The sequence below is a fragment of the Ruegeria sp. CDSB113 genome, assembly GCF_059611045.1.
In genome coordinates this window covers 141855-163364 of record NZ_JBXWOU010000010.1, presented here as the reverse complement: position 1 = coordinate 163364, position 21510 = coordinate 141855, and the positions used below count along the sequence as shown (strand labels likewise).

Sequence of the window (21510 nt, the reverse complement as noted above, 5' to 3'; positions counted from 1 at the left end):
CCCGTCACAAAATGGGGCAGAACAATCTCACAAATCACTCCATCACTCATAACAACACCAATAAACGCAGCAGTGAATTAACAGTGGACGCAAGGCCGCCTCTTGAAGGGGTGAGCCTGTCGTGGAGTCCCCCAGCCAGTACCTGATGCCTGATGATGAGCGCGAGTTATGAGGTTGAAGCTTGGGCGGGACCGCCCCGGTTTTGTTCTGGTCGTCCATGACCTGCCCGATGCGAAACCCTTTGAAAAAACACGACCATAGATACGGTCAGAGTTCCGGGTTTTTTGTGTCACCAATGCGGTTGACTTGTTAGGCTGATTCCATCCTGAACAAGAGGGGGGTTTTATGCTTTTTATCACGAACAGATTCCCGACCCAGAGTATTCGCACCCGAAAAGGACGCCGTTTTACCTTTGATCTGGACAACAATGCGCCTTCAAATTCGGTGTTTTATTGTGAAAAGGGTGAAGATGAACATCACACCGAAATAACCAGCAAGGAGCTGCTGCGGCGGGTGCGTGACAACAATTGCCGTCAGATCCTGCTGTATCTTCACGGGTTCAATAACCTGCCCGACGACGTGTTCGAAACAACAGCTGAACTGCAGCGTCTGTGTGATCAGGCCAAACCTGAAGAGGTGATGGTGTTGCCCCTGATCTGGCCCAGCGACGCCAAGCAAGGCATCGTACAGAAGTACTGGGATGACCAGAAATCCGCGGACCAAAGCGGCTTTTCCTTTGCGCGGGTGCTGGAGCGTTTCCTGGAATGGCGCAACAGTGAGGATAACGAGCCCGAAATCGCTCCCTGCTTGAAACGGATCAACCTGCTGGCGCATTCGATGGGCAATCGGGTTTTGCGCCAGACTTTGATGGAATGGGATCGGTATGATCTGGCGTCGGGCGTGCCGCTGTTGTTCCGAAACACGTTCATGGTCGCCGCAGATGTCGTCAATGAAACCGTGCATGAACATGAACCCGGTGTGCTGGTCAGCCATGCGTCGCGGAATGTGGTTGTTTATTTCGCATCCGACGATCTCGCGCTGCGGGCCAGCAAGGCAGCAAACCTCAAGAACAAAGTGGCGTCTCGCCGTTTGGGTCATACGGGGCCAGAGAATATCGATCGAACGCCGCATAACATATTTCAGGTCGACTGTGACGATATCAATACGGCCTATGACACCCCCACCGGCCACAAGTATTTTGGTCCGGTTTCGCCGGGCGGCGAGGCGGGCCTGGTGTTCCGGCATATTTTTCAATGCGTCCAATCCGGGCGCGTTTTCCCGGATGATCCGCATCAGCGCTCGGTCATTTTGCGCTGAATCGTGTGTTCGCGATATGTCGGCTTTTCAAATTTGATCGGAAATCCAAATAGTTCACAATCTGGTGTTGCAACCTTCAGAATGATCTGGATGATCAGCACTACCAAGACCGACAAAACCGGTCTGCCGTTCCACGGAACGGTACTAACGAAAAAACGGGGAGATTATAATGATCCTGAAGAACCTGATGATCGCTGCCAGTGCGACCGCATTGATGGCGGGTGCCGCATCGGCGGAAACGCTGCGATGGGCACGTGCTGGTGATGCACTGACGCTGGATCCGCACTCGCAAAACGAAGGCCCGTCACACACAATACGGCACCAGATGTACGAGCCGCTGATCATTCGCGACGTGACCGGAGCATTCGAGCCGGCGCTGGCGACCGAGTGGGGGCCCAAGGCCGATGATCCGAATGTTTGGGTTTTCAAACTGCGCGAAGGCGTGAAATTCCATGACGGCGCGGACTTCAACGCCGAAGATGTGGTGTTCAGCTTTGAACGGGCCAAGCAGCCTAATTCGGACATGAAAGAGCTGATCGGTTCGATCACCGAAGTGCGCGCGGTCGACGATTACACCGTCGAGATTGTTACGGATGGTCCGAACCCGATCCTGCCGTCGAACCTGACCAACCTGTTCATTCTGGACAAAGGCTGGGCCGAGGCAAACAACACTGTCAATGTGCAGGATTTCGAGGGTGGCGAGATCACCTTTGCCACCACCAATGCCAACGGTACGGGGCCTTATGTCCTTCAAAGCCGCGAGCCTGACGTCAAAACCGTGATGGTGCGCAACGACAACTATTGGGGCATCGACCAGTTCCCGATGGAAGTGACCGAGATTGTCTATACCCCGATCCAGAACGCTGCGACCCGTGTTGCGGCGATGTTGTCGGGTGAGGTGAACTTCCTGCAGGATATGCCGGTGCAAGACATTGACCGTGTCAATGGTGCCGATGGCCTGATGGTCAAGCAAGCCCCACAGAACCGTGTGATCTTCTTTGGCATGAACCAGGGTGCGGACGATCTCGAAGCAGACAACGTAGACGGCAAGAACCCTCTGGCCGATGTGCGGGTGCGTCAAGCGATGTCGATGGCGATCAACCGCGATGCGATCAAGCAGGTCGTGATGCGCGGCCAATCGCAGCCTGCGGGCATGATCGCACCGCCATTCGTGAACGGCTGGACCGAAGCGATGGACGGCGAATCCGCCACTAACCTGGAAAAGGCCAAGGAACTGATGGCAGAGGCAGGTTATGCCGATGGCTTCTCGCTCCGGTTGGACTGCCCGAATGATCGATACATCAACGATGAAGGGATCTGTCAGGCGGCCGTTGGGATGTTGGGCCAGATCGGCGTGACCGTGAATCTGGACGCAAAGCCCAAGGCGCAGCACTTCCCGCTGATCACCGATGGCAAGACAGATTTCTACATGCTGGGTTGGGGTGTTCCGACATATGACTCGGAATACATCTTCAACTTCCTTGTCCACGGTCGCGAAGACGACATCGGCACATGGAACGGAACCGGCTATCAGGACGACGCGCTGGACACGAAGATCAAGTCGCTCGCTTCGAACACCGACCTGGACGCCCGGAATGCCGACATCGCCGACATCTGGCGTGTGGTGCAGGATGAGGCGCTTTACATCCCCATTCATCACCAGGTTCTGAACTGGGGCATGGCCGACGGTGTGGGTATCGACGTGGATGCCGAAGACCAGCCCAAGGTCAAATACTTCACCATTAAGTAAGTCAAAACCTTTGACGATCAGACAGGGCGCGATTTTCGCGCCCTGTTTTTTGTTGCGATCTGGGATTTCCTTGCGCATGCGGCAAAAACCAAGAAAACTCGGCCACAGAAACAGGGAGACATAACAATGATCCTCAGGAACAGCGCCATTGGCATTGCGATGCTGGCTGCCACCAGTGTTCAGGCCGCAGATTTCAAATGGGCCTCGACCACCGACCCGCAAACCATGGACCCGCACGCGGTCAACTCGGCCCCGGTTCTGGGATTTCTCAACAACGTCTACGAAGGGCTGGTCCGGCGCGACAAGGACATGAGCGTTCAGCCGGCCTTGGCCGTCAGCTGGGAGACGATTGGCGAAGGCGACGGTTGGCGCTTCAAGCTGCGCGAGGGCGTGACCTTCCACGACGGCAGTACCTTTGACGCGCAGGACGTTCTGTTCAGCTATCAGCGCGCCTCGGGCGAGGCCGCTGATACGCGCAGCTGGTTTGCGCCGGTCAGCGAAGTCATCGTCGTAGACGATTATACCGTCGATATCATGACGACCGCTCCGAACCCGTTGTTCCCGTCTTCGATTGCCAACTGGATGATCATGGATCAGGGCTGGACCGAAGCCAATGATGCCGCTGTGCCTGACAAAGAGGCCGGAAATTTTGCGACCATCAATGCCAATGGCACAGGGGCCTTCAAGGTCACCGAGCGTGAGCCTGGCCTGAAAACCGTACTGGAGCCTCATGAGGGCTGGTGGGGCGACGTCGAGCACAATATCACCCGCGCCGAGTTCAACCCGATCCAGAATCCTGCGACCGCCGTTGCGGCGCTGTTGTCGGGCGATGTGGATATGATCAACCCGGTGCCAATCCAGGACGTCGCGCGCCTGCAGGAAGACAGTGATGTCGAAGTCATCAAGGGGATCGAGGCCCGCGTAATCATGCTGGGCTTTGATCATGAAGCCGAGACGCTGAAATACACAGACGATGAAGGCAAGCCTAACCCGTTCCGCGATCCACGCGTGCGCAAGGCGGTGGCACAGGCCGTGAATGTGGATGCCATTCTGGCCACCATCATGCGCGGCAATGCCGAAGCGGCGTCGCAATTGGTGAGCCCGGCCATGAGCGGCTATTCATCGGCCCATGCCGAACGTCCCGCATTTGACGTTGAGGGTGCCAAGGCTCTGCTGGCCGAAGCAGGATACGCGGATGGATTCTCATTTGGACTGAAATGCCCCAATGACCGCTATCTGAACGACGAAGCGGTGTGTCAGGCCGTAGTCAGCATGCTGGCCCAGATCGGGATCACGGCCGAGCTGGAAGCGATGCCCGTGCGCAACTACTGGCCCGAGCTGCGCGAGGATAACTATGACATGTACCTGCTGGGCTGGAGCCCCGGCACATTTGACGCGGAACACCCCGTTCGGTTCCTTGTCGCGACGCCAAACGAAGAGAAAAAGCTGGGCAGCTGGAACTTCGGCGGCTTTTCGAACGCACGCGTGGATGAACTGCTGCCTGCCATCCAGTCCGAGCTGGATGAGACCAAGCGTCAGGCTATGCTGGACGAAGTGGCTAAGATCATTCAGGACGAACAGGTCTATGTGCCCATGTATGTGCAGCCACTGGTCTGGGGCACGCGCAGCAATGTCGAGCTGACACAGCGCCCCGACAACTTCTTTTTGCTGCGCTGGGTGACCGTGAACTGAAGACGTTTTAGCATTGGATTGGCGAGGGCCGGTTCGGCACCGCCAATCCGCATCGTACCCTGCATAAAACCGGTGACGCAGGAAATAAGGATCGCTCTGATACCATCCGTTAGCGATACCTTGACCATTTAGCCGACCCGTGCATAGAGAAGCGGATCAATGGGGAAAGTGAATGTTCGCATATATCGTCCGAAGGATGCTCCAATCCGTGATCGTACTGCTGGTCGTGGGTCTGGTCGCATTTTCTATGTTCCGGTTTGTCGGCGATCCGATCGACAACATGCTGGGTCAGGAGCGTACGCAAGCCGATATCGACCGGCTGCGGGCTGAACTGGGGTTGGATCAGCCGTTTCCGGTTCAGTACTACAAGTTCCTGAAAAATGCCGTTCAAGGCAATTTCGGTGTGTCTTATCGTCAGGGACGTCCTGTCTCGACCATCATAGCCGAGCGCGCGCCGGCCACACTGGAACTGGCTTTTGTTTCCGGCTTTCTGGCAATCACCATGGGGATTGCACTGGGCGTGTTCACAGCCATCCGACGACAAGGGATTGCTGCGAATCTCATCATGACCGTTTCCCTGATAGGGGTGTCCCTGCCGACCTTCCTGATCGGGATCTTATTGATCTACATTTTCTCGGTTGAATTAGACCTCTTACCCAGCTTTGGGAGGGGCGAGACCGTTATGATTGGCAACTGGTCCACCGGTTTCTTGACGGCCTCTGGCCTCAAGGCGTTGATCCTGCCCGCGATTACGCTGGGTCTGTATCAAATGACCCTAATCATGCGTCTGGTCCGGTCGGAAATGCTTGAGGTGTTGCGCGCCGATTATGTCCGGTTTGCACGCGCTCGCGGTTTGTCGGACCGGGTGATCAACTTCCGCCACGCGCTGAAGAACACTATGGTTCCCGTGATCACGATCACCGGTCTGCAGCTGGGCTCGATCATCGCGTTCGCCATCATCACCGAGACGGTGTTCCAGTGGCCTGGCGTTGGCCTGCTGTTCATCAACGCGATCCAGTTTGTCGATATCCCTGTCATGGCCGCTTATCTGATGTTGATTTCGGTCATGTTCGTTTCGATCAACCTGATCGTCGATCTTCTTTATTATGCCATTGACCCGCGCCTGCGTGTCGACGCGAGGGCCACATGACCGATACCATCGAAACCCCGACCGCCCCCACCAAATCGCGATTTGCCAAGTTCTGGGACAGCGATTTTGCGTGGTCCTTCCGGCATTCTCCGGTTGCCTTGATCGCCTCACTGGTGGTGCTGATCCTTTTGCTGGCTGCCGTTTTTGCCCCGGTCATCGCGCCCTATAATCCGTTCGATCCGGCGTCGCTGAACCTGATGAACGGCTTTACACCGCCGGGCACGCCTAATGCCTTTACGCAGGAAACCTTCTTTCTGGGGACTGACGATCAGGGGCGCGACGTATTCTCGACCATTCTATATGGCATGCGCATATCATTGTTTGTTGGCGTGTCGGCAGTGATGTTGGCGCTGATCATCGGTGTCATCCTTGGGCTGGTTGCGGCGTATTTTGGCGGTTGGGTCGAAACCCTGATCATGCGGATTGCCGATGTACAGCTGACCTTCCCGGCCATTCTGGTCGCGATGCTCATCTTTGGCATTGCCAAGGGCGTGACGCCCCCCGAATACCGCAACGAAATGGCGATCTATGTTCTGATCATCGCGATTGCCCTGTCTGATTGGGTCCAATTTGCACGGGTCGTTCGCGGCGCTGCTCTGGTGGAAAAGAACAAGGAATACGTACAGGCTGCCCGTCTGATCGGGCGCGGGCCAATTCCGATCATGTTCCGCCATATACTGCCCAATGTCCTCAGCCCGGTTCTGGTGATCGCCACGATCTCGCTGGCGTTGGCGATTATTGCCGAGGCAACGCTCAGCTTTCTGGGCGTGGGTGCACCGCCGACCCAGCCGTCGCTGGGAACACTGATCCGTATCGGACAGGGCTTCCTGTTCTCGGGTGAGTGGTGGATCCTGTTCTTCCCGGCCTGCACCCTTCTGGCGCTGGCCTTGTCTGTCAACCTGCTGGGCGACTGGCTGCGCGACGCGCTGAACCCCAAGCTGCGGTGATTACATGAGTCTTCTGACGATCAACGACCTGACGGTCGAATTCCCGACGCGCCGCCAACTGTTCACCGCCGTGGACCACGTGGACCTGTCCGTTGAACCGGGCGAAATCCACGGTCTGGTGGGCGAATCCGGTGCGGGCAAATCCACAATCGGAGCGGCCATCATGGGTCTGCTGGACCGGCCCGGCCGGATTGCCAGTGGCACCATCAAGCTGAGCGGTGACCAGATCAGCGGTCTGGATGCTGTCGCAATGCGCGGCCTGCGTGGCAAGAAAATCTCGATGATCTTCCAGGATCCTCTGACCTCGCTGAACCCGTTGTTTACCGTGCGCGAACAGCTGACCGAGACGATCCAGGCCCATCTGGGCGGAACGGATGCCGAGGCGAACCAGCGTGCCCGTGATCTGATCGACCGGGTGGGCATTCCTGACCCGGACACGCGGTTGGACCAATATCCGCACCAGTTCTCGGGCGGGATGCGGCAGCGCGTGGTCATCGCATTAGCGCTTTGTACAGAGCCGGACGTGATTATCGCGGATGAACCGACGACGGCGTTGGACGTGTCCGTTCAGGCGCAGATCCTAGACCTGATCAAAGAGCTGGCGCTGGAACGGCAGGTTGGCGTTATCCTGATCACTCACGACATGGGCGTGATCGCGGATACCACGGACAAGGTGACGGTCATGTATGCGGGCAAGGTGGTGGAAACCGGCCCGACGTCTCAGGTCATGGGTCAGCCCGCGCACGAATACACCAAGTCGCTGATCGCCGCTGTGCCGCGCCCGACTCTGAAACTGCACCGTTTCCCGCAGATCAGCTATGGCGGGCGTGAGACCCGTTTTGCCATCGACGATATGGCGCGGCATTGGCCCAAGGTGGACAATGACACCAGCAAACCGATGTTCGAGATTCGCAATCTGACCAAGAAGTTCCTGCAGCGCAAAGGCTTGCTGCCGTGGGACCGCACTTATTTCACCGCCGTTGACGACGTAAGCTTCGACATTCGTGCGGGTGAGGTATTCGGGGTCGTGGGTGAATCCGGTTCGGGCAAGTCCACCATCGCGCGGATGATCGCGGGACTGTACCCGGTTGATGGCGGTACGATCACCTTTGACGGTCAGGTGGTCAGTGATCTGACCAACAGGGCCGCTTTGGATGCGTATCGCAAGAACATCCAAATGATTTTCCAGGACCCGTATTCGTCGCTGAACCCCCGGATGCGGGTAGACGATATCGTGGCCGAACCGATCCGCCATCACAAGCTGATGGAAGGGTCCGACATCAAGCGCCGCGTAGACGAACTGTTGGATCAGGTCGGGCTGGGCCATGAGGCCGGGCTGAAATTCCCGCACGAATTCTCAGGCGGTCAACGGCAGCGTATCTCGATTGCCCGCGCGCTGGCGACGCAGCCGCGGTTCCTGATCTGTGACGAACCGACCAGCGCCTTGGATGTGTCCATTCAGGCGCAAATCCTGAACATCCTGAAGGATTTGCAGGAGCATCTGGGTCTGACGCTGCTGTTTATCAGCCACGACCTGCCGGTAGTGCGGCAAATGTGCGACCGAGTGGCCGTGATGAAGCAAGGCAAGGTGGTTGAACTTCAAGAAACCAGCGAACTCTTCGCCAACCCGCAGACCGAATATGCAAGCGAGTTGCTGCGGTTGATGCCGAAACTGGACGATCTGTCGACGGACGGGCTAGAGGCCGAGACCTAACTCCAAAGACCCAATTGCCCGTCACGCGGGCAATTGGGTGTGCATATACATTAAAATATTCAAACTTTGCAGACTCATCCGGGTTTGTTGTGCTACGTCTGTCTTTGGAGTTGGGGGCTTCAGAGGGGCGACATGTCTCAGGACCTTAGGGACTGGCTAAGCGCACTTGGACTATCTGACTACGCGCAAGCCTTTTTGGATAACAAAATTGATTTTGGAATTTTACCCGATCTGACGGGTGAAGACCTGATCGAAATCGGAGTCACTGCTGTCGGCGACCGTCGGCGGCTTTTGCGCGCGATTGCCGAGCTTGAGACGTTCGAAACCACCCCGTCATTTCAGCCTGAGGAATCGCTGGAGCCTGCGAAGCGGCAGGTGACAGTCATGTTCGCCGATTTGACCGGATTTACCCGGTTGACCAGCGAACTGGATGCCGAGGACATGCACGCGCTGCTCAACGCGTTTTTTACCAGAGTGGACAAAGTCGTCGAAAAATACGGTGGCCGGATCGACAAGCATATTGGCGATGCGGTCATGGCCGTGTTCGGCGCGCCAATCTCGCACACGAATGATACCGAACGAGCCGCGCGGGCCGCGCTGGAAATTCACACGGTTCTGCCCGGCCTGAACCCGCCGCTGACCTGCCATATCGGGATTGCGTCAGGGCAGGTGATTGCCAGTACGACAGGCAGTCAGGCCCATACGGAATACACTGTGACAGGTGATGGTGTGAACCTGGCGTCGCGCATCACCGACATGGCAGTGCCGGGGGAAACTTTGGTTTCACATGACATTCAGCGTGCGTTAGGGCCGCTTTTTGTTGGTGAGTCGATGGGCGAAAAGGCGATCAAAGGCCTTGGTGATCCGGTTGAGCTGTGGCGGCTGGACCGGATGGCGCGCAACATCCGGTCGCGCAGGCATCGCTTTGTGGGCCGCGAGCGAGAGCTGTCCCTGTTTTCGGCAACGTTCGATCGATGCCAGCGGCACGGTAAGGGTGAAGTCCATATCGTACTGGGCGAGCCCGGTATCGGTAAAACCCACCTGTCCGAACAGGTGGCTGAGCTGGCCGACAGCCTATCTTATTCCATCCACAATGGCGTGGTCATGGATTTCGGTGCGCGCGAGGGGCATTCAGCCATCCAATCCGTGACACGCAGTATTTTGGGGCTGGAGCCGACGGATGATACGGAAACCTGTGCAACTGTAGCGAAGGACGCAATTAGCAAGGGTTGGGTGACAGCGGCGAATGCCGCGCATCTGAATGCGCTGCTTGAGCTTGAACAAGACCCCGGTCTGGCCGAGGTCTATGCGGTGATGGACAATGCAACCCGTCTGCGGGGGCGGCGTCAGGTCATCGACGACCTGATCTCGGCCCGCAGCCAGGAAACGCCTTTGTTGATCCATATCGAGGATATCCACTGGGCTTCACCCGAGATCCTGACCGCTTGCGCCCATATCGCGGCCATGACGCGCAATCTGCCCTGCGTGTTGCTGATGACCAGCCGTGTGGAAGGCGATCCGATTGACCGCGAATGGCAACTTGCGACGGATGGTGCGTTGATTTCCAAGCTGGAACTGGCGCCGATGGGGGACGAACAGGCCCGGCAATTGGTCGAAGAGTTCACCGGGATCGATCCGGAACTGTTAGATGCCTGCGTAAAACGCGCCGGGGGCAATCCGCTGTTTCTTGAGCAGTTATTGCGCAATATCGATGTGCTTAAACAGGAATCTGTTCCCGGCAGCATTCAGGGCATTGTTCAATCCCGTCTGGATTCGCTGGACCGGACCAGCCGGACGTCGATTCAGGCGGCGTCCGTGCTGGGGCAGCGGTTCTCGCCCGAAGTTTTGAATTTTGTTCTGGGTGAAGGGCATCTGGATACCTCGACCCTGATCCGCTCGGCCCTGATCCGCGAGGCTGAGGCCGATCTGATGTTTGCCCACGCGCTGATCCGCGACGGATCTTATGCAACTTTGGTGAAATCCGAACGTGCGCGCCTGCATCGTCAGGCCGCGAGTTGGTTTGAGGACCGTGACGCCACCCTGCGGGCGCAGCATCTGGATCGCGCGGGCGCAACCCATGCGGCCCAGGCATATCTGGAAGCCGCAGACAAGCTGATACAGGTCTTTCAGTTCGACGATGCCAGTCCGTTGATCGAACGGGCGCTGGAACTGCCCGCGCCGGCAGGGGTTCGTTTTGATCTGCTGTGCGCCCGGGGTGAGACGCACCGGTTGCAGGGCCTGTCCAATGATGCCCTGCGTGAATTCAAAGAGGCCGCAGAACTGGCTGACACGGATGAACAAATCTGCCGTGCACAAATCGGCCTGGCGCAGGCTGCGCGGCAGGCCAGCCTGTATCAGGAAGCACTGGAAAGTTTGGACATTGCCGAGGCAGCTGCGGAACGCTGCGGGTCTGACCGCGACATTGCCCAGATCAACTATGTGCGTGGCAATGTATACTTCCCGCTGGGGCAGGTGACAAAGGCGCTTGAGAGTAACGAAAAGGCTCTAACACTGGCCAGAAAGCTTGAATCCGCGCGACTTGAAGTTGGCGCGCTCAGTGGATTTGGCGACGCCAATTTCATGAATGCCACGATGCAGACCGCAACGGGATTCTACACGCAGGCGGTCGAACGGGCGCGGGAAAAGGGTTTGGTCCGTGATTTGGCCGCAAACCTGCACAATCTGAGCGTCGCGCGCAGCTATACCGGCGATGTAGCGCAAGGAAAGTTGGATGCGCAGGAAGCCATCGAGGTGTCACAGAAGTATTTCGCCTTTGTTCCGGAATGCGTGGCACAAACTTGTTTGGGTGTCGCGCACACCTTTTTAGGGGAAATAGATCAGGCGCTGGACGTCTTTACCCTGTCTGCCGAGATCGCAAACCGCGTTGGCGCGAAACGCCTTGAGGCGCAGGCGCTGGAACACCTTGCCCGCACGCAGGTCTATGCCGGACAACTGGAACAGGCTCGCGAAACCGGTCGCCGCGCGGTCGACATCGCCCTTGAGCACGGTCGGAATTTTGTTGGACCAAAAGCGCTGTCAGCTTTGGCAATGGCCGAGGAGGACCCAACTGCGCAGGATGAAAACCTAAAGCTTGGCGAGAAGATCATCGCCGAAGGCTGTGTTGGCCATAGCCACCTGCATTTCTATACGGACGCCGCTGCCGTCATGCTGGCGCGCAAGCAGTGGGACGAAGCCACGCGGTACGCAGATGCCTTGGCCGATTTCACAGCGGATGAGCCTTTGCCGATGGTTGATCTGTCGATCTTGCAGGCTCGAACGCTGGCTGAATGCGGGGGTTGGGGCATTCCTTTGACGGCACATGAAGGGTTCGACGAGTTGAAGGCGCGGTTTCAGAACCTGGGCATCAAACAATCGCTGGTCGGGCCGCTGGACTAATCAGGTGAGGGGCTGAATGAGCATAGAAAAGAAAGTCTGGCTGATCTCGGGTTTTGTTACGCTGGGTCTGGCCCTTGTTCTGTTCAAACTCTGGATTGAACTGAACCATTTCGACGAAGACCCGACGCAACTGCCAGATCAGGCGTCGGTCGACGCTTACCTGCAAGACCTTCCCAATTTGCCAGGCTACCAGGTCAAAACTGGCATATTTATCAAATCCTTCAGTTTTACCGGAGCCAGTGATGTCCATGTCAGCGGCTATATCTGGCAGCATTACGAGGACGGAGTGCATGACGCCATCAAACCAGCCGAAGGCGAAGTGGGGTTCATCCTGCCGGAAGCTGCCGAGGCAGCGAGTGGCCTGATTGAAGAAGCCTACAGGATAGATCAGGGCGGGTCCGAGTTGATCGGCTGGTATTTTGAACAGACCTTGCGCCAGGCCTTTGACTATACCAGTTATCCGTTTGACCACAAAACCGTCTGGGTCCGTTTCTGGCCGGGTGAGTTTGACGTGAATGTGGCTCTAATCCCTGACTTTTCGGCCTATCCGGCCACGGGGCCGCACGATATCTTTGGCATCGACAACCGGATCGTCATGGGAACGTGGGAGCGTGAAAACACCTATTTCGACTACCGCCTGTCCGATCTGGATACGACCCTTGGCATCGGCAAGAACGAATATCAGACCAACCTGCCTGAGCTGCACTATAATTTCGTCATCAAACGGAACTTTGCGAATGCCTTTATCGTCCACATGATCCCCCTGATTGTTGTGACGATGCTGCTGTTCGGGGCCGTCATGACAGTCACGCGACGCCCCAATCTGGTGGAACGGCACGATTTCAGTACGTCCAGCGTTATCGGCACCTGCTCAGTCCTGTTTTTCGTGATCCTGCTGGCGCATGTACAGTTACGTGAAGGGTTCGCCGGATCGCCCGTGATCTACATGGAATCGTTCTTTTTCCTGATGTATTTCCTGCTGCTGGCAGTGTCGGTAAACACCTACTTCTTTGCAGCCGAGGCCGTGCCGTCCCTGTGGTTCATCCACTATAAAGACAACCTAATACCCAAGGCCTGTTTCTGGCCCTTTGTCCTGTCGTGCATGGTGATCATCACGGCCTATAACCTCAGCCTCAAGGACAGTCCTAAGGATGAGGTCGGGATACAGGTTCAAAACTAGGCGGGCGGCTGCCACCCGGGTTTTAATGTGCCTGTGGCCATGTCCAGCGTGTATTCCCCGACAACCCCGGCTGCGCCTTTCTCCAACTGATCCAGATACTTGGTGGGCTGCGCGATCACATAGGCATATGCGGGTTTCATTACGCCCTCGATCAGCACGTTGATCCGCTTACGGACGTAGACGTTCTCGGGTGATCCGGGTCCGTGAAAACCTTCGAGCTTGTCGAGTTCTTTCATACCGGACGAAGTCACCCGATACACCTCTCCACGAATTGGCTTGCCACGGCCTTTCTGGTCGACCAGCGTGGCCATCCGATGCAGGAAGCCACAGTTCGGATTGTCGCAATGCGGCTCATGCGGCACGATCAGGGGCATTCGCTGTCGGGTCACGGCCTTGCCAACGAAGTCATCCAGCACATCTGTGTGGGCCTCATGGTTCGGGAAGCCTTTCTTCAACGAGCCATAGGTGAAGTAGAGATAGGTACGTTCACGGTCATCTACGACATCGTCTTCGCTCTCTTCCTCGATCTCTGCAAGCGTGTGGCTGTTGGCCCAGTCATCCAGCATGGCCAGCACTTCACTCGAAATTTTGGCTTCATTGACGTCCTCGGCGTTTTTGGGGCTTTGCAGGAAGTGGATGCACGAACTTGCGTCAATGCCATCTGCGGCCAACAGTGTTTTGACCATATCAACCGAGTTGTTCATCACCGCCACGTGCAGGCTGGTAAACCCATGGTCGTTGGTCGCATTCACGTTAATGCCGCGCCGTATCAGCTCTTGCGCGGCCTCAATGTCAGGTTTGCCCAAGCCCTTTCCGTTTTCACGCAACTCACCTTCGCCGCCAGCTGCGTAATGCAACAGCGTATCGCCATTGTGCTCATCCACGATGTCGATCCCGGCCATCCCGTTTTCTATCGCGTCGAAAACACGGTGCCATTGCGCGAACTCATCCGAAGCTGCGGCCTCTTGCGCCCATTTGCAGATGTTGTGTTCCTGATCGGCTAGTTCCTCGAACGCTTCGTCCAGAACTTCCATGATCTGGTCCGGGGTGGCCATCATACCGATCCCCATCATGCCGTTCGACAATCGCCCTTTGCGGGGACCGACCAGATCAACACCCAGATCACGCAGCTTTTCGACATTCCTTTGGGTTGTGACGTTGTTCCACATGTTGGTGTTACACGCCGGGCAAAGGATCGCCGGTTTGTTCCGGTACTGCCAGGCGACAAAGACCGAGGTCAGCAGATTGTCGGCAATCCCATTGGCGATCTTGCCCATTGTATTGCAGGTCACGGGTGCCACGATCACGCAATCGGCCCAATCACACAACGCAAGATGTGAGGCGCGCAGCGGCATGCCGAACTTGGTGTAGCGGAAGTTCCATTCGTCGTCGTCGCGGTAATAGTCGTTGTGAGAGATATAGTCCTCGACCTTCTCGGGCTCATACCCCCTTTCAATCTCGACATCCGCTTCAATCTCAATATCGCGAAAGAACCTTTCAGCGGACACTGAAGGGATCAGTTTCACATTGTGGCCGGCATCGGTGATTTTCTTCACCAGTTGCGGCACCTTGTCCGCCGCCGATGATCCGCAAGCACACAGCAACACGTTGCGCTTTTCGCTGGGGGCATCGGTCAGCCCGCCCTTGGGGTACCCAAAGATGTTCTTGTCCAGGCTGGGGGATTCATGACGCAGCAGAACCGGCAACCCGGCCTTTTCCACGTCCTTCTGAAATTCACCTTTCAGGATACTGTCCACGATGTCGTTTCGCCGGCCCAGGCAAACGCCATTGAAAAACAGATACGGAACGGTTTCCTTGCCGGTTCGGGCGATCAGTTGCCGGCGCATTTTCATAACATTTGCACCGTGCCCTTCGACATCAATCAGCTTGATGTCGGTGATGCCGATATTGGCCAGGATACTGCGCAGCATGTAGGACCAGGGGTCTTCATCCGCATAAAAAAGAACAAGCGGGTTGTTTTTGACGATCTGATCTACATCGCTGGGGTCTTCGGGCGGATCGTGTTTTTCGATCACGAGCAAGGCCGGGTCCTTGAGGTCCCGAAGGCCGCGGAACAAATGCCCGCGCGGTGCTTGCCATACCTGTGAGGTTGCGGGGCTCATGTCCACAACCGTCACCATATCGGTTGCCTCTTTATAAGCGATACACAGGCACCAGAACTCCTCCAACAGGGCCGTTTCACGGAACGCATTCTTTGGGGGACAAATGACCTCAGACCCCAGTACCTTATTGAAATCGATATTGATCATCAGATGACGACAATCTTTGTGTTCGTTCAGGCCTAGCAATTGGTAGCGGAACCAGTCTTCGGGTGATCTGATGCTTTTGTCCGAACGATTGGCATAGCTGCGGAAAGAGCTGCCCAGATGCACGTCCGGTTCCTGACTTAGGTACCGTTGCGCCATCGCGTGCATTTCCCGGGCTGTCGACACACGGCTAAGCGCTTCGGCCAAATCGGTTTGCGTTGCCCTTAGCAGTTTATCCTCGTCAACCTGTTCATCCCCAAGGATGGCCAGGCTTTCCGCAAGAACGCCCATCGAGTTCATGTTCGGGCTGGCCCGCCTGAACAGGTTGCGCCGCATTTTAGGGTCCTTGGCCAGGTATTCCGTACTGTCGACATAATTGCAGTCCTGCTTCAGAGTTTGCAGGTATGTTTTGACTGCGTCTAGCGCCGAAAACCGCAGCATCCCCCGTGATCGCATCGATGTTCCATCGCGGTCGGTCATCCCGGCCCACAGACGATCAATGGTTGTCACCCATAGCTTGCCGTACTTTTCCGGGTGAACGTCCATCATATGCACAAGGCCGGTGCTGGGGTTACACTTTGCGATAATGGCAAAATGGCCACCCGGCATGTTTTCCTTGCCATGTGCGACACCGACTTGAAAGTTCGCCACAAGGATATCGTTTTTTCCACCCAGCCGATTGGATTCGTCTATTGCCTCAAGCAACAGATCCACGGATGTCGTGGCCTCATCCATGAAATAGGCCTGCACCTGAATGACATCGCGCAGGTCCTGGGTATGGATGAATGTGCAGGCAACATCGAAAAGTTCGCCCAGCGATATTCCGTCGTTTACGACAAACGAGGTAGGTAAGCCGCATTCGCGAAAGATGTCGTTGACTTCGTAGCTGAACCCAAGCGCCGACATGCTAAGGGCTGCCGCAGTCACGCTGCAGCAATTGATCGGCTGTTGATAGTTCTTCAGATGCACACTGACCAGATCGCCAAATAGCGTATCTTCACAGGCATCTTTGATCTTTTTCGGGATTGCCTTCCATTGGTGTTTGGGCAGATAGGCCAACCGGGTGCCCGGAGTGGCCAGCGCCTGAAGACTGACGGGAATGTCCTCGATTTCGAGATGTTCTTCGTAAAAATAGTCCCCGGTGTCTGCGGTCGCCAGAACCGCTTTGTCCTGCCGAAGCTGAACCATGCCGCCGAGGACCACAAACATACCCTCAGAGGGCAGGACCGTCTCTTCGGATACTTCGTAGAATTCGAATTTCGAATGAATGACTGATGGATCCTTGGATGGCAGGACCTCATCTATCAATTTCAGATCGTCTTGGGATGGATTGAATGATTGAGAGCTTTCAATTGGATCTTTAGGCACGTCTTGTCCCCCCTGAACTTCGCCGTGAAAATTGTCAAAGACCCAACGCAGAAGCTTGTTTTTGGGTCAGGCACCCATCGGTCATACTGAATAAAAGACCGGCCTGACGTAATTTCCCGCGCTGGGCGGACCGATTGAACACATTGATATGCGCGAACAAAAGGGTCCAATTGAGCGCACTGTATAATATCTGAATATAAAAATCACTGGCGTTGTTGATTGGGCCAATTGCGTTGCAGCCATAGGGTGATCATGTCGTTCATCGTGCCGCCGAGCGCGGAATCTCGCACAGGTGGTACGACGAATTGACAAAATTCTTGTCAATCTGACAAGCATAACCACGATTTCGTCAAGATTGCCCCTGCGTTTCGGACAGAAGCGGCCTCATACTTTCAAAAACGAAAGAGGAGGCGTGTTTTGAGCTGGAACATTTGTGTCATCGGGGCAGGCAAGATCGGTCAGATGATCGCGACCTTGCTGAAGTCATCGGCCAATTACTCGGTCACAGTGGCCGACCGGGATTTGGCTGCGTTATCAGCATTGAACAAGCAGGGCATTTCGACCCGGCAGATCGATGTGAGCGACGAAACGCAACTGACCGAAGGCCTGGGTGGGTTCGATGCCGTGATCTCAGCCGCCCCGTTCTTTCTGACGCCGAAGATTGCCAAAGCGGCCAAGACCGCTGGTGCGCATTATTTTGACCTGACCGAAGATGTCGCGGCGACCAATGCAGTGCGTGACTTGGCACAAGGCAGTGATACGGCGTTCATGCCGCAATGTGGTCTGGCACCGGGTTTTGTCGGTATCGCGGGGGCATCGCTGGCGGCGGAATTCGATGAAATCGACAGCCTGCATATGCGGGTGGGGGCGCTGCCGCTCTATCCGACCAACGCGCTAAAATACAATCTGACCTGGTCCACCGACGGGTTGATCAACGAATACTGCAACCCTTGCGATGCAATTGTGAATGGTGAACGGGTCAAGACCGCTCCGCTGGAGGATTATGAGCTGCTTGGCCATGACGGGGTGGAGTACGAATGCTTCAACACCTCTGGTGGGTTGGGAACGTTACCCGAAACGCTGGACGGCAAGGCGCGGGCAGTGTCTTACCGTTCGATCCGGTACCCGGGCCATTGCGATATCCTGAAATTGCTTCTGAAGGACCTTGGCCTGGAACATCGCCGCGACCTGTTGAAGGATATTTTTGAGACTGCGCTGCCGCGCACCGACCAAGATGTGGTTTTGGTCTATTGCACCGCAAAGGGCATGATCGACGGCGCGCTGCGCGAGAAATCCCTGATCAACAAAAGCTTTGCCCGCACGATCAACGGACAGATCTGGAGCGCCATTCAGGTCACCACCGCCGCAGGCGTTCTGGGCGTGGTTGATCTGATGCGGACCGGCGCGCTGCCTGCGAATGGCTTTGTCCGGCAGGAACAGGTGAACCTGTCCGATTTCCTGAACACCGAATTTGGCCGGCTCTATCGTGCCGGCGACGTAACCGAACAGAACAAGGCGGCCTGAGATATGAAAGACATCGTGATGACAGCCCAAACAACCCTCGCCAACCTGGATCTGACCGAGGCCGAACTGACCGGCGGCACGCTCAAAGTGACGTCTCCGATTGATGGCAGCGTGTTGGCCGACGTGCATGAAACACCCGTTGCCGACATGGACGCCATCTTTGCCCGGTCGAAGGCGGCGTTCAAAGAATGGCGGACAGTACCGGCACCGCGCCGGGGTGAACTGATCCGCCTGTTGGGCGAGGAACTGCGCGCCGCCAAGGACGATCTGGGTGCTCTGGTCAGTTGGGAGGCTGGCAAGATCACCTCGGAAGGTCTGGGCGAAGTGCAAGAGATGATCGACATCTGCGATTTTGCGGTTGGTCTTTCGCGTCAATTGTATGGTCTGACCATTGCGTCGGAACGTCCGGGTCACCGGATGATGGAGACGTGGCATCCGGCAGGTCCGGTCGGAGTGATCTCGGCCTTCAACTTCCCGGTTGCAGTGTGGTCGTGGAATGCGGCATTGGCGCTGGTTTGTGGTGACCCGGTGATCTGGAAACCATCCGAGAAATCCCCGCTGACCGCGATGGCCTGCCAGAAGATTTTCGAACGCGCGCTGGCCCGGTTTGGCGATGCGCCGGACAATCTGCTGCAAACGCTGATCGGTGGTGCAGCGCTGGGCGAGGCCTTGGTCGCGAGCGAAGACATTCCGATTATCTCGGCCACAGGGTCCACCCGCATGGGTCGCGCCGTGGCACCCATCGTGGCGCAACGCTTTGGCAAGTGCATTCTGGAGCTTGGCGGCAACAACGCGATGATCGTTGGTCCTTCGGCCGATTTGGAAATGGCTGTCCGTGCGGTTGTGTTCTCGGCAGTAGGTACGGCCGGTCAACGCTGTACAACGTTGCGCCGCCTGATCGTACACAACTCGATCCGCGAGGAGTTAGTGGGCCGTTTGAAAAAAGCCTATGCGGGCTTGCCCATCGGCAACCCGCTGGTCGAAGGCACGCTGATTGGCCCGTTGGTAGACGAAGCCTCGGGCACGGCCATGACCGCAGCACTAGAGGCCGCCAAGACCGAAGGTGGCACCGTGCACGGCGGTCGTCGCGTGACCGAGGGTATGCCTGCTGGTGTCTATATGGAGCCTGCCATTGTCGAAATGCCAGGCCAAACGGCTGTTGTGAAAACCGAAACCTTTGCGCCGATCCTGTATGTCATGGGTTATGACGATTTTGATGATGCGATTGAGCTGCAGAATGACGTTCCGCAAGGCCTGTCTTCCTGCGTCTTTACCCTGAACATGCGCGAAGCCGAGCAGTTCCTGACCGCAGCCGGGTCGGATTGCGGCATCGCCAACGTCAATATCGGCCCGTCAGGTGCCGAGATCGGCGGAGCCTTCGGCGGTGAGAAGGAAACCGGCGGTGGGCGCGAAAGCGGCTCGGACGCGTGGAAAGCCTACATGCGACGTCAGACGAATACGGTGAACTACTCGGCTGAACTGCCCTTGGCGCAGGGCGTAAAGTTCGACATCTAAACCAATTATCCAGCGGCGCCTCGGCGCGCCGCTGGACGATCCGCGTTAATCAGCAAAAAGATAATCAAGGCTCATGATGGCTTGCGCCTTGTCCAGCGACACGCCCAGAAACTCGGCAATCGCGGTCTCATTCTCAATATTTGAGTTGGTCTCGCGGATACGCAGGTATCCGTCAAACTCTGCCTCGCGGATCAATTCGGATTCGTGCACCAGTGAACTGCGCAGCGCCGGGATCAGACGGGCCACGGAATCCCGAGGACTGCTTTCTCCGGCTAACCCCACGCGGCGGGCGTGGCCGATCAGATAATCGTCGGAGTACTCGCACTCGATTTCCAGAACATGGCTGCGGGCCTGAACCGAGCAGAAATCTTGTATGATATCCAGATCTGCGGGATCCACGCACAAGACCAGCTTGTTGGAATCAAAACTTTCAAACAGCATGCGGGCCACCGCGCGTCTGTGCCGCGAGCGCTTGGCCAGAGACGATTCAATGCCACCCAGATCAGGCAAAGAAGTGTCTTCTTCGTTGAACAGGTATTCCACGCATGGAATGTCGGTTTCCGAGACGATTTGGTCCACCAACCTCTTGGCAACATGCCATTTCTTGCTCACGATCAGAAACACTTCGCGCTCGGGGCCCAGTGAATTGCCTGCCTCCCAGAACCGCTGCGCATAGCGCCGCCCCACCCGGCCGCGCCCGGTCAGAAAGCTGTACAGGTTGCGCCCTTCGTCCGAGATGTGAAAAGTCATCCCTTCGGTTGCGTACATCTGCCCCAGCCTGTCCTTCAGCTCATGGGCTTCGGGGCTGATCTTGCGGGCGAACAGGTAATCTTGCGATAGCAGCATGTCATAGTGATCGTTGTAGAACGTCACCGGCATACCATAATCCGAGAACATCAGGAACGTGGGCGTGCGGTTGTCGATCTCAGTCTTGGGGATCAGATGGCGCACCAAAGTCTGAAAAAAGGTCTCGTCCGGAATCCAGGTGGTCGAGAAAAACCGTTTCACATCCGGGCGCTTTTGCAGAAAATCCAGGATCATTTCGATGGTCCTGCGGCGCAGGCACCACCATTGACTGCCGATCATTATCTGAACGTCTGACGGAATCTCGCGCGTCAGACCAAACCGTTTTTGCAGATTGTACGACCCATAAAACAGCTTGGCCTGTGTGCGTTCGTTGAAATAGTGCCGATAGATCAGCCGGTCCTCAACCATGCCGGTCTTGATCCAGTTGCTTTCCAGGAAATCATGGCTTTCGACAAAATCAACGTCGTGTTGATTCAGAAAGTCGTGGATGTATTCAGCCGATTTGATCGGCATGCAGTCACCCGACACCATGTAGAAATGAGTGGCGCGGGGAAACGCATCCACAGCGGCCTGCAGGGCATTCAGCGTGGCCTGAACCAGTGACCACGCCCCCCAGCCACATTTGATGCGCTTGCTGGCAAAGGTGACATTATGGTTGTCTTTCAAAGCCTCGCGAATGCGTGCGTAGGCGGCCGCACTGGCCCGCGCGTCAAAGTGGATCGCCATGCAATCCCCGGCTGCGGTCAGTTGCTCGGCCTGCGCGATGATCGCGTCAGGGTCTTTGTGACAAAGCAATATGTAGGCAATTCTTGCCATATCGGCCTATTGTTTTCCGTTTCTGCCCGTTTCCAACCGTGATACTGAGGATGAGCGATTGAATAAA

General features: G+C 56.5%; 12 protein-coding genes. 10 read left to right on the top strand and 2 right to left on the bottom strand.

Features of this window, described 5'->3' with window-relative positions:
• Positions 1–345 precede the first annotated feature (345 nt).
• The 8 genes from AC2FIS_RS17150 (at position 346) to AC2FIS_RS17115 (ending at position 13146) form a co-directional block, all read left to right on the top strand.
• Positions 346–1317 (top strand): alpha/beta hydrolase, encoded by a 972-nt coding sequence (locus tag AC2FIS_RS17150; protein ID WP_496774549.1) that lies wholly within the window; start codon positions 346–348, stop codon positions 1315–1317.
• 169 nt (positions 1318–1486) lie between these two features.
• Complete coding sequence (locus AC2FIS_RS17145; protein WP_496723604.1) at positions 1487–3067, top strand: ABC transporter substrate-binding protein; 1581 nt, start codon at positions 1487–1489, stop codon at positions 3065–3067.
• A 126-nt stretch (positions 3068–3193) separates the two neighbouring features.
• Positions 3194–4759, top strand: a complete 1566-nt coding sequence (locus AC2FIS_RS17140) for an ABC transporter substrate-binding protein (protein ID WP_496774548.1) — start codon at positions 3194–3196, stop codon at positions 4757–4759.
• A 172-nt stretch (positions 4760–4931) separates the two neighbouring features.
• Positions 4932–5909: an ABC transporter permease gene (locus AC2FIS_RS17135; protein WP_113789228.1), complete on the top strand. Its 978-nt coding sequence runs from the start codon at positions 4932–4934 to the stop codon at positions 5907–5909.
• A complete protein-coding gene (locus tag AC2FIS_RS17130) occupies positions 5906–6856 on the top strand; it encodes an ABC transporter permease (protein ID WP_058273051.1) in 951 nt (316 codons plus the stop codon). Before AC2FIS_RS17135 ends, AC2FIS_RS17130 begins: the two co-directional genes overlap by 4 nt.
• Positions 6857–6860: 4 nt before the next feature.
• Positions 6861–8570, top strand: coding sequence for an ABC transporter ATP-binding protein (locus tag AC2FIS_RS17125; RefSeq protein ID WP_108861691.1), 1710 nt, complete (start codon positions 6861–6863; stop codon positions 8568–8570).
• 132 nt (positions 8571–8702) lie between these two features.
• Complete coding sequence (locus tag AC2FIS_RS17120) at positions 8703–11966, top strand: adenylate/guanylate cyclase domain-containing protein (protein ID WP_496774547.1); 3264 nt, start codon at positions 8703–8705, stop codon at positions 11964–11966.
• A gap of 16 nt (positions 11967–11982) precedes the next feature.
• On the top strand, positions 11983–13146 hold the full coding sequence (locus AC2FIS_RS17115; protein WP_496774546.1) for a hypothetical protein: 1164 nt from the start codon (positions 11983–11985) through the stop codon (positions 13144–13146).
• Here AC2FIS_RS17115 and AC2FIS_RS17110 read toward each other — a convergent pair.
• On the bottom strand, positions 13143–16781 hold the full coding sequence (locus tag AC2FIS_RS17110; protein WP_496774545.1) for a flavoprotein: 3639 nt from the start codon (positions 16779–16781) through the stop codon (positions 13143–13145). The two genes, AC2FIS_RS17115 and AC2FIS_RS17110, sit on opposite strands and share 4 nt — an antisense overlap.
• 417 nt (positions 16782–17198) lie before the next feature.
• On the opposite strand from AC2FIS_RS17110, the gene AC2FIS_RS17105 reads away from it, so the two are divergent.
• Together AC2FIS_RS17105 and amaB are read left to right on the top strand one after the other, a co-directional pair.
• A complete protein-coding gene (locus AC2FIS_RS17105; RefSeq protein ID WP_496774543.1) occupies positions 17199–18305 on the top strand; it encodes a saccharopine dehydrogenase family protein in 1107 nt (368 codons plus the stop codon).
• 18 nt (positions 18306–18323) lie between these two features.
• Complete coding sequence (gene amaB / locus AC2FIS_RS17100) at positions 18324–19820, top strand: L-piperidine-6-carboxylate dehydrogenase (protein WP_496774541.1); 1497 nt, start codon at positions 18324–18326, stop codon at positions 19818–19820.
• A gap of 45 nt (positions 19821–19865) precedes the next feature.
• Here the strand turns inward: amaB and AC2FIS_RS17095 are convergent, their stop codons facing one another.
• Positions 19866–21443, bottom strand: a complete 1578-nt coding sequence (locus AC2FIS_RS17095) for a DUF5928 domain-containing protein (RefSeq protein WP_496723588.1) — start codon at positions 21441–21443, stop codon at positions 19866–19868.
• Positions 21444–21510 lie beyond the last annotated feature (67 nt).

Bases quoted from the DNA above. Each gene is read 5' to 3' on its own strand.
- AC2FIS_RS17150 (WP_496774549.1), top strand. From the start codon at position 346: ATGCTTTTTATCACGAACAGATTCCCGACCCAGAGTATTCGCACCCGA.
- AC2FIS_RS17145 (WP_496723604.1), top strand. From the start codon at position 1,487: ATGATCCTGAAGAACCTGATGATCGCTGCCAGTGCGACCGCATTGATG.
- AC2FIS_RS17140 (WP_496774548.1), top strand. From the start codon at position 3,194: ATGATCCTCAGGAACAGCGCCATTGGCATTGCGATGCTGGCTGCCACC.
- AC2FIS_RS17135 (WP_113789228.1), top strand. From the start codon at position 4,932: ATGTTCGCATATATCGTCCGAAGGATGCTCCAATCCGTGATCGTACTG.
- AC2FIS_RS17130 (WP_058273051.1), top strand. From the start codon at position 5,906: ATGACCGATACCATCGAAACCCCGACCGCCCCCACCAAATCGCGATTT.
- AC2FIS_RS17125 (WP_108861691.1), top strand. From the start codon at position 6,861: ATGAGTCTTCTGACGATCAACGACCTGACGGTCGAATTCCCGACGCGC.
- AC2FIS_RS17120 (WP_496774547.1), top strand. From the start codon at position 8,703: ATGTCTCAGGACCTTAGGGACTGGCTAAGCGCACTTGGACTATCTGAC.
- AC2FIS_RS17115 (WP_496774546.1), top strand. From the start codon at position 11,983: ATGAGCATAGAAAAGAAAGTCTGGCTGATCTCGGGTTTTGTTACGCTG.
- amaB (WP_496774541.1), top strand. From the start codon at position 18,324: ATGACAGCCCAAACAACCCTCGCCAACCTGGATCTGACCGAGGCCGAA.
- AC2FIS_RS17095 (WP_496723588.1), bottom strand. From the start codon at position 21,443: ATGGCAAGAATTGCCTACATATTGCTTTGTCACAAAGACCCTGACGCG.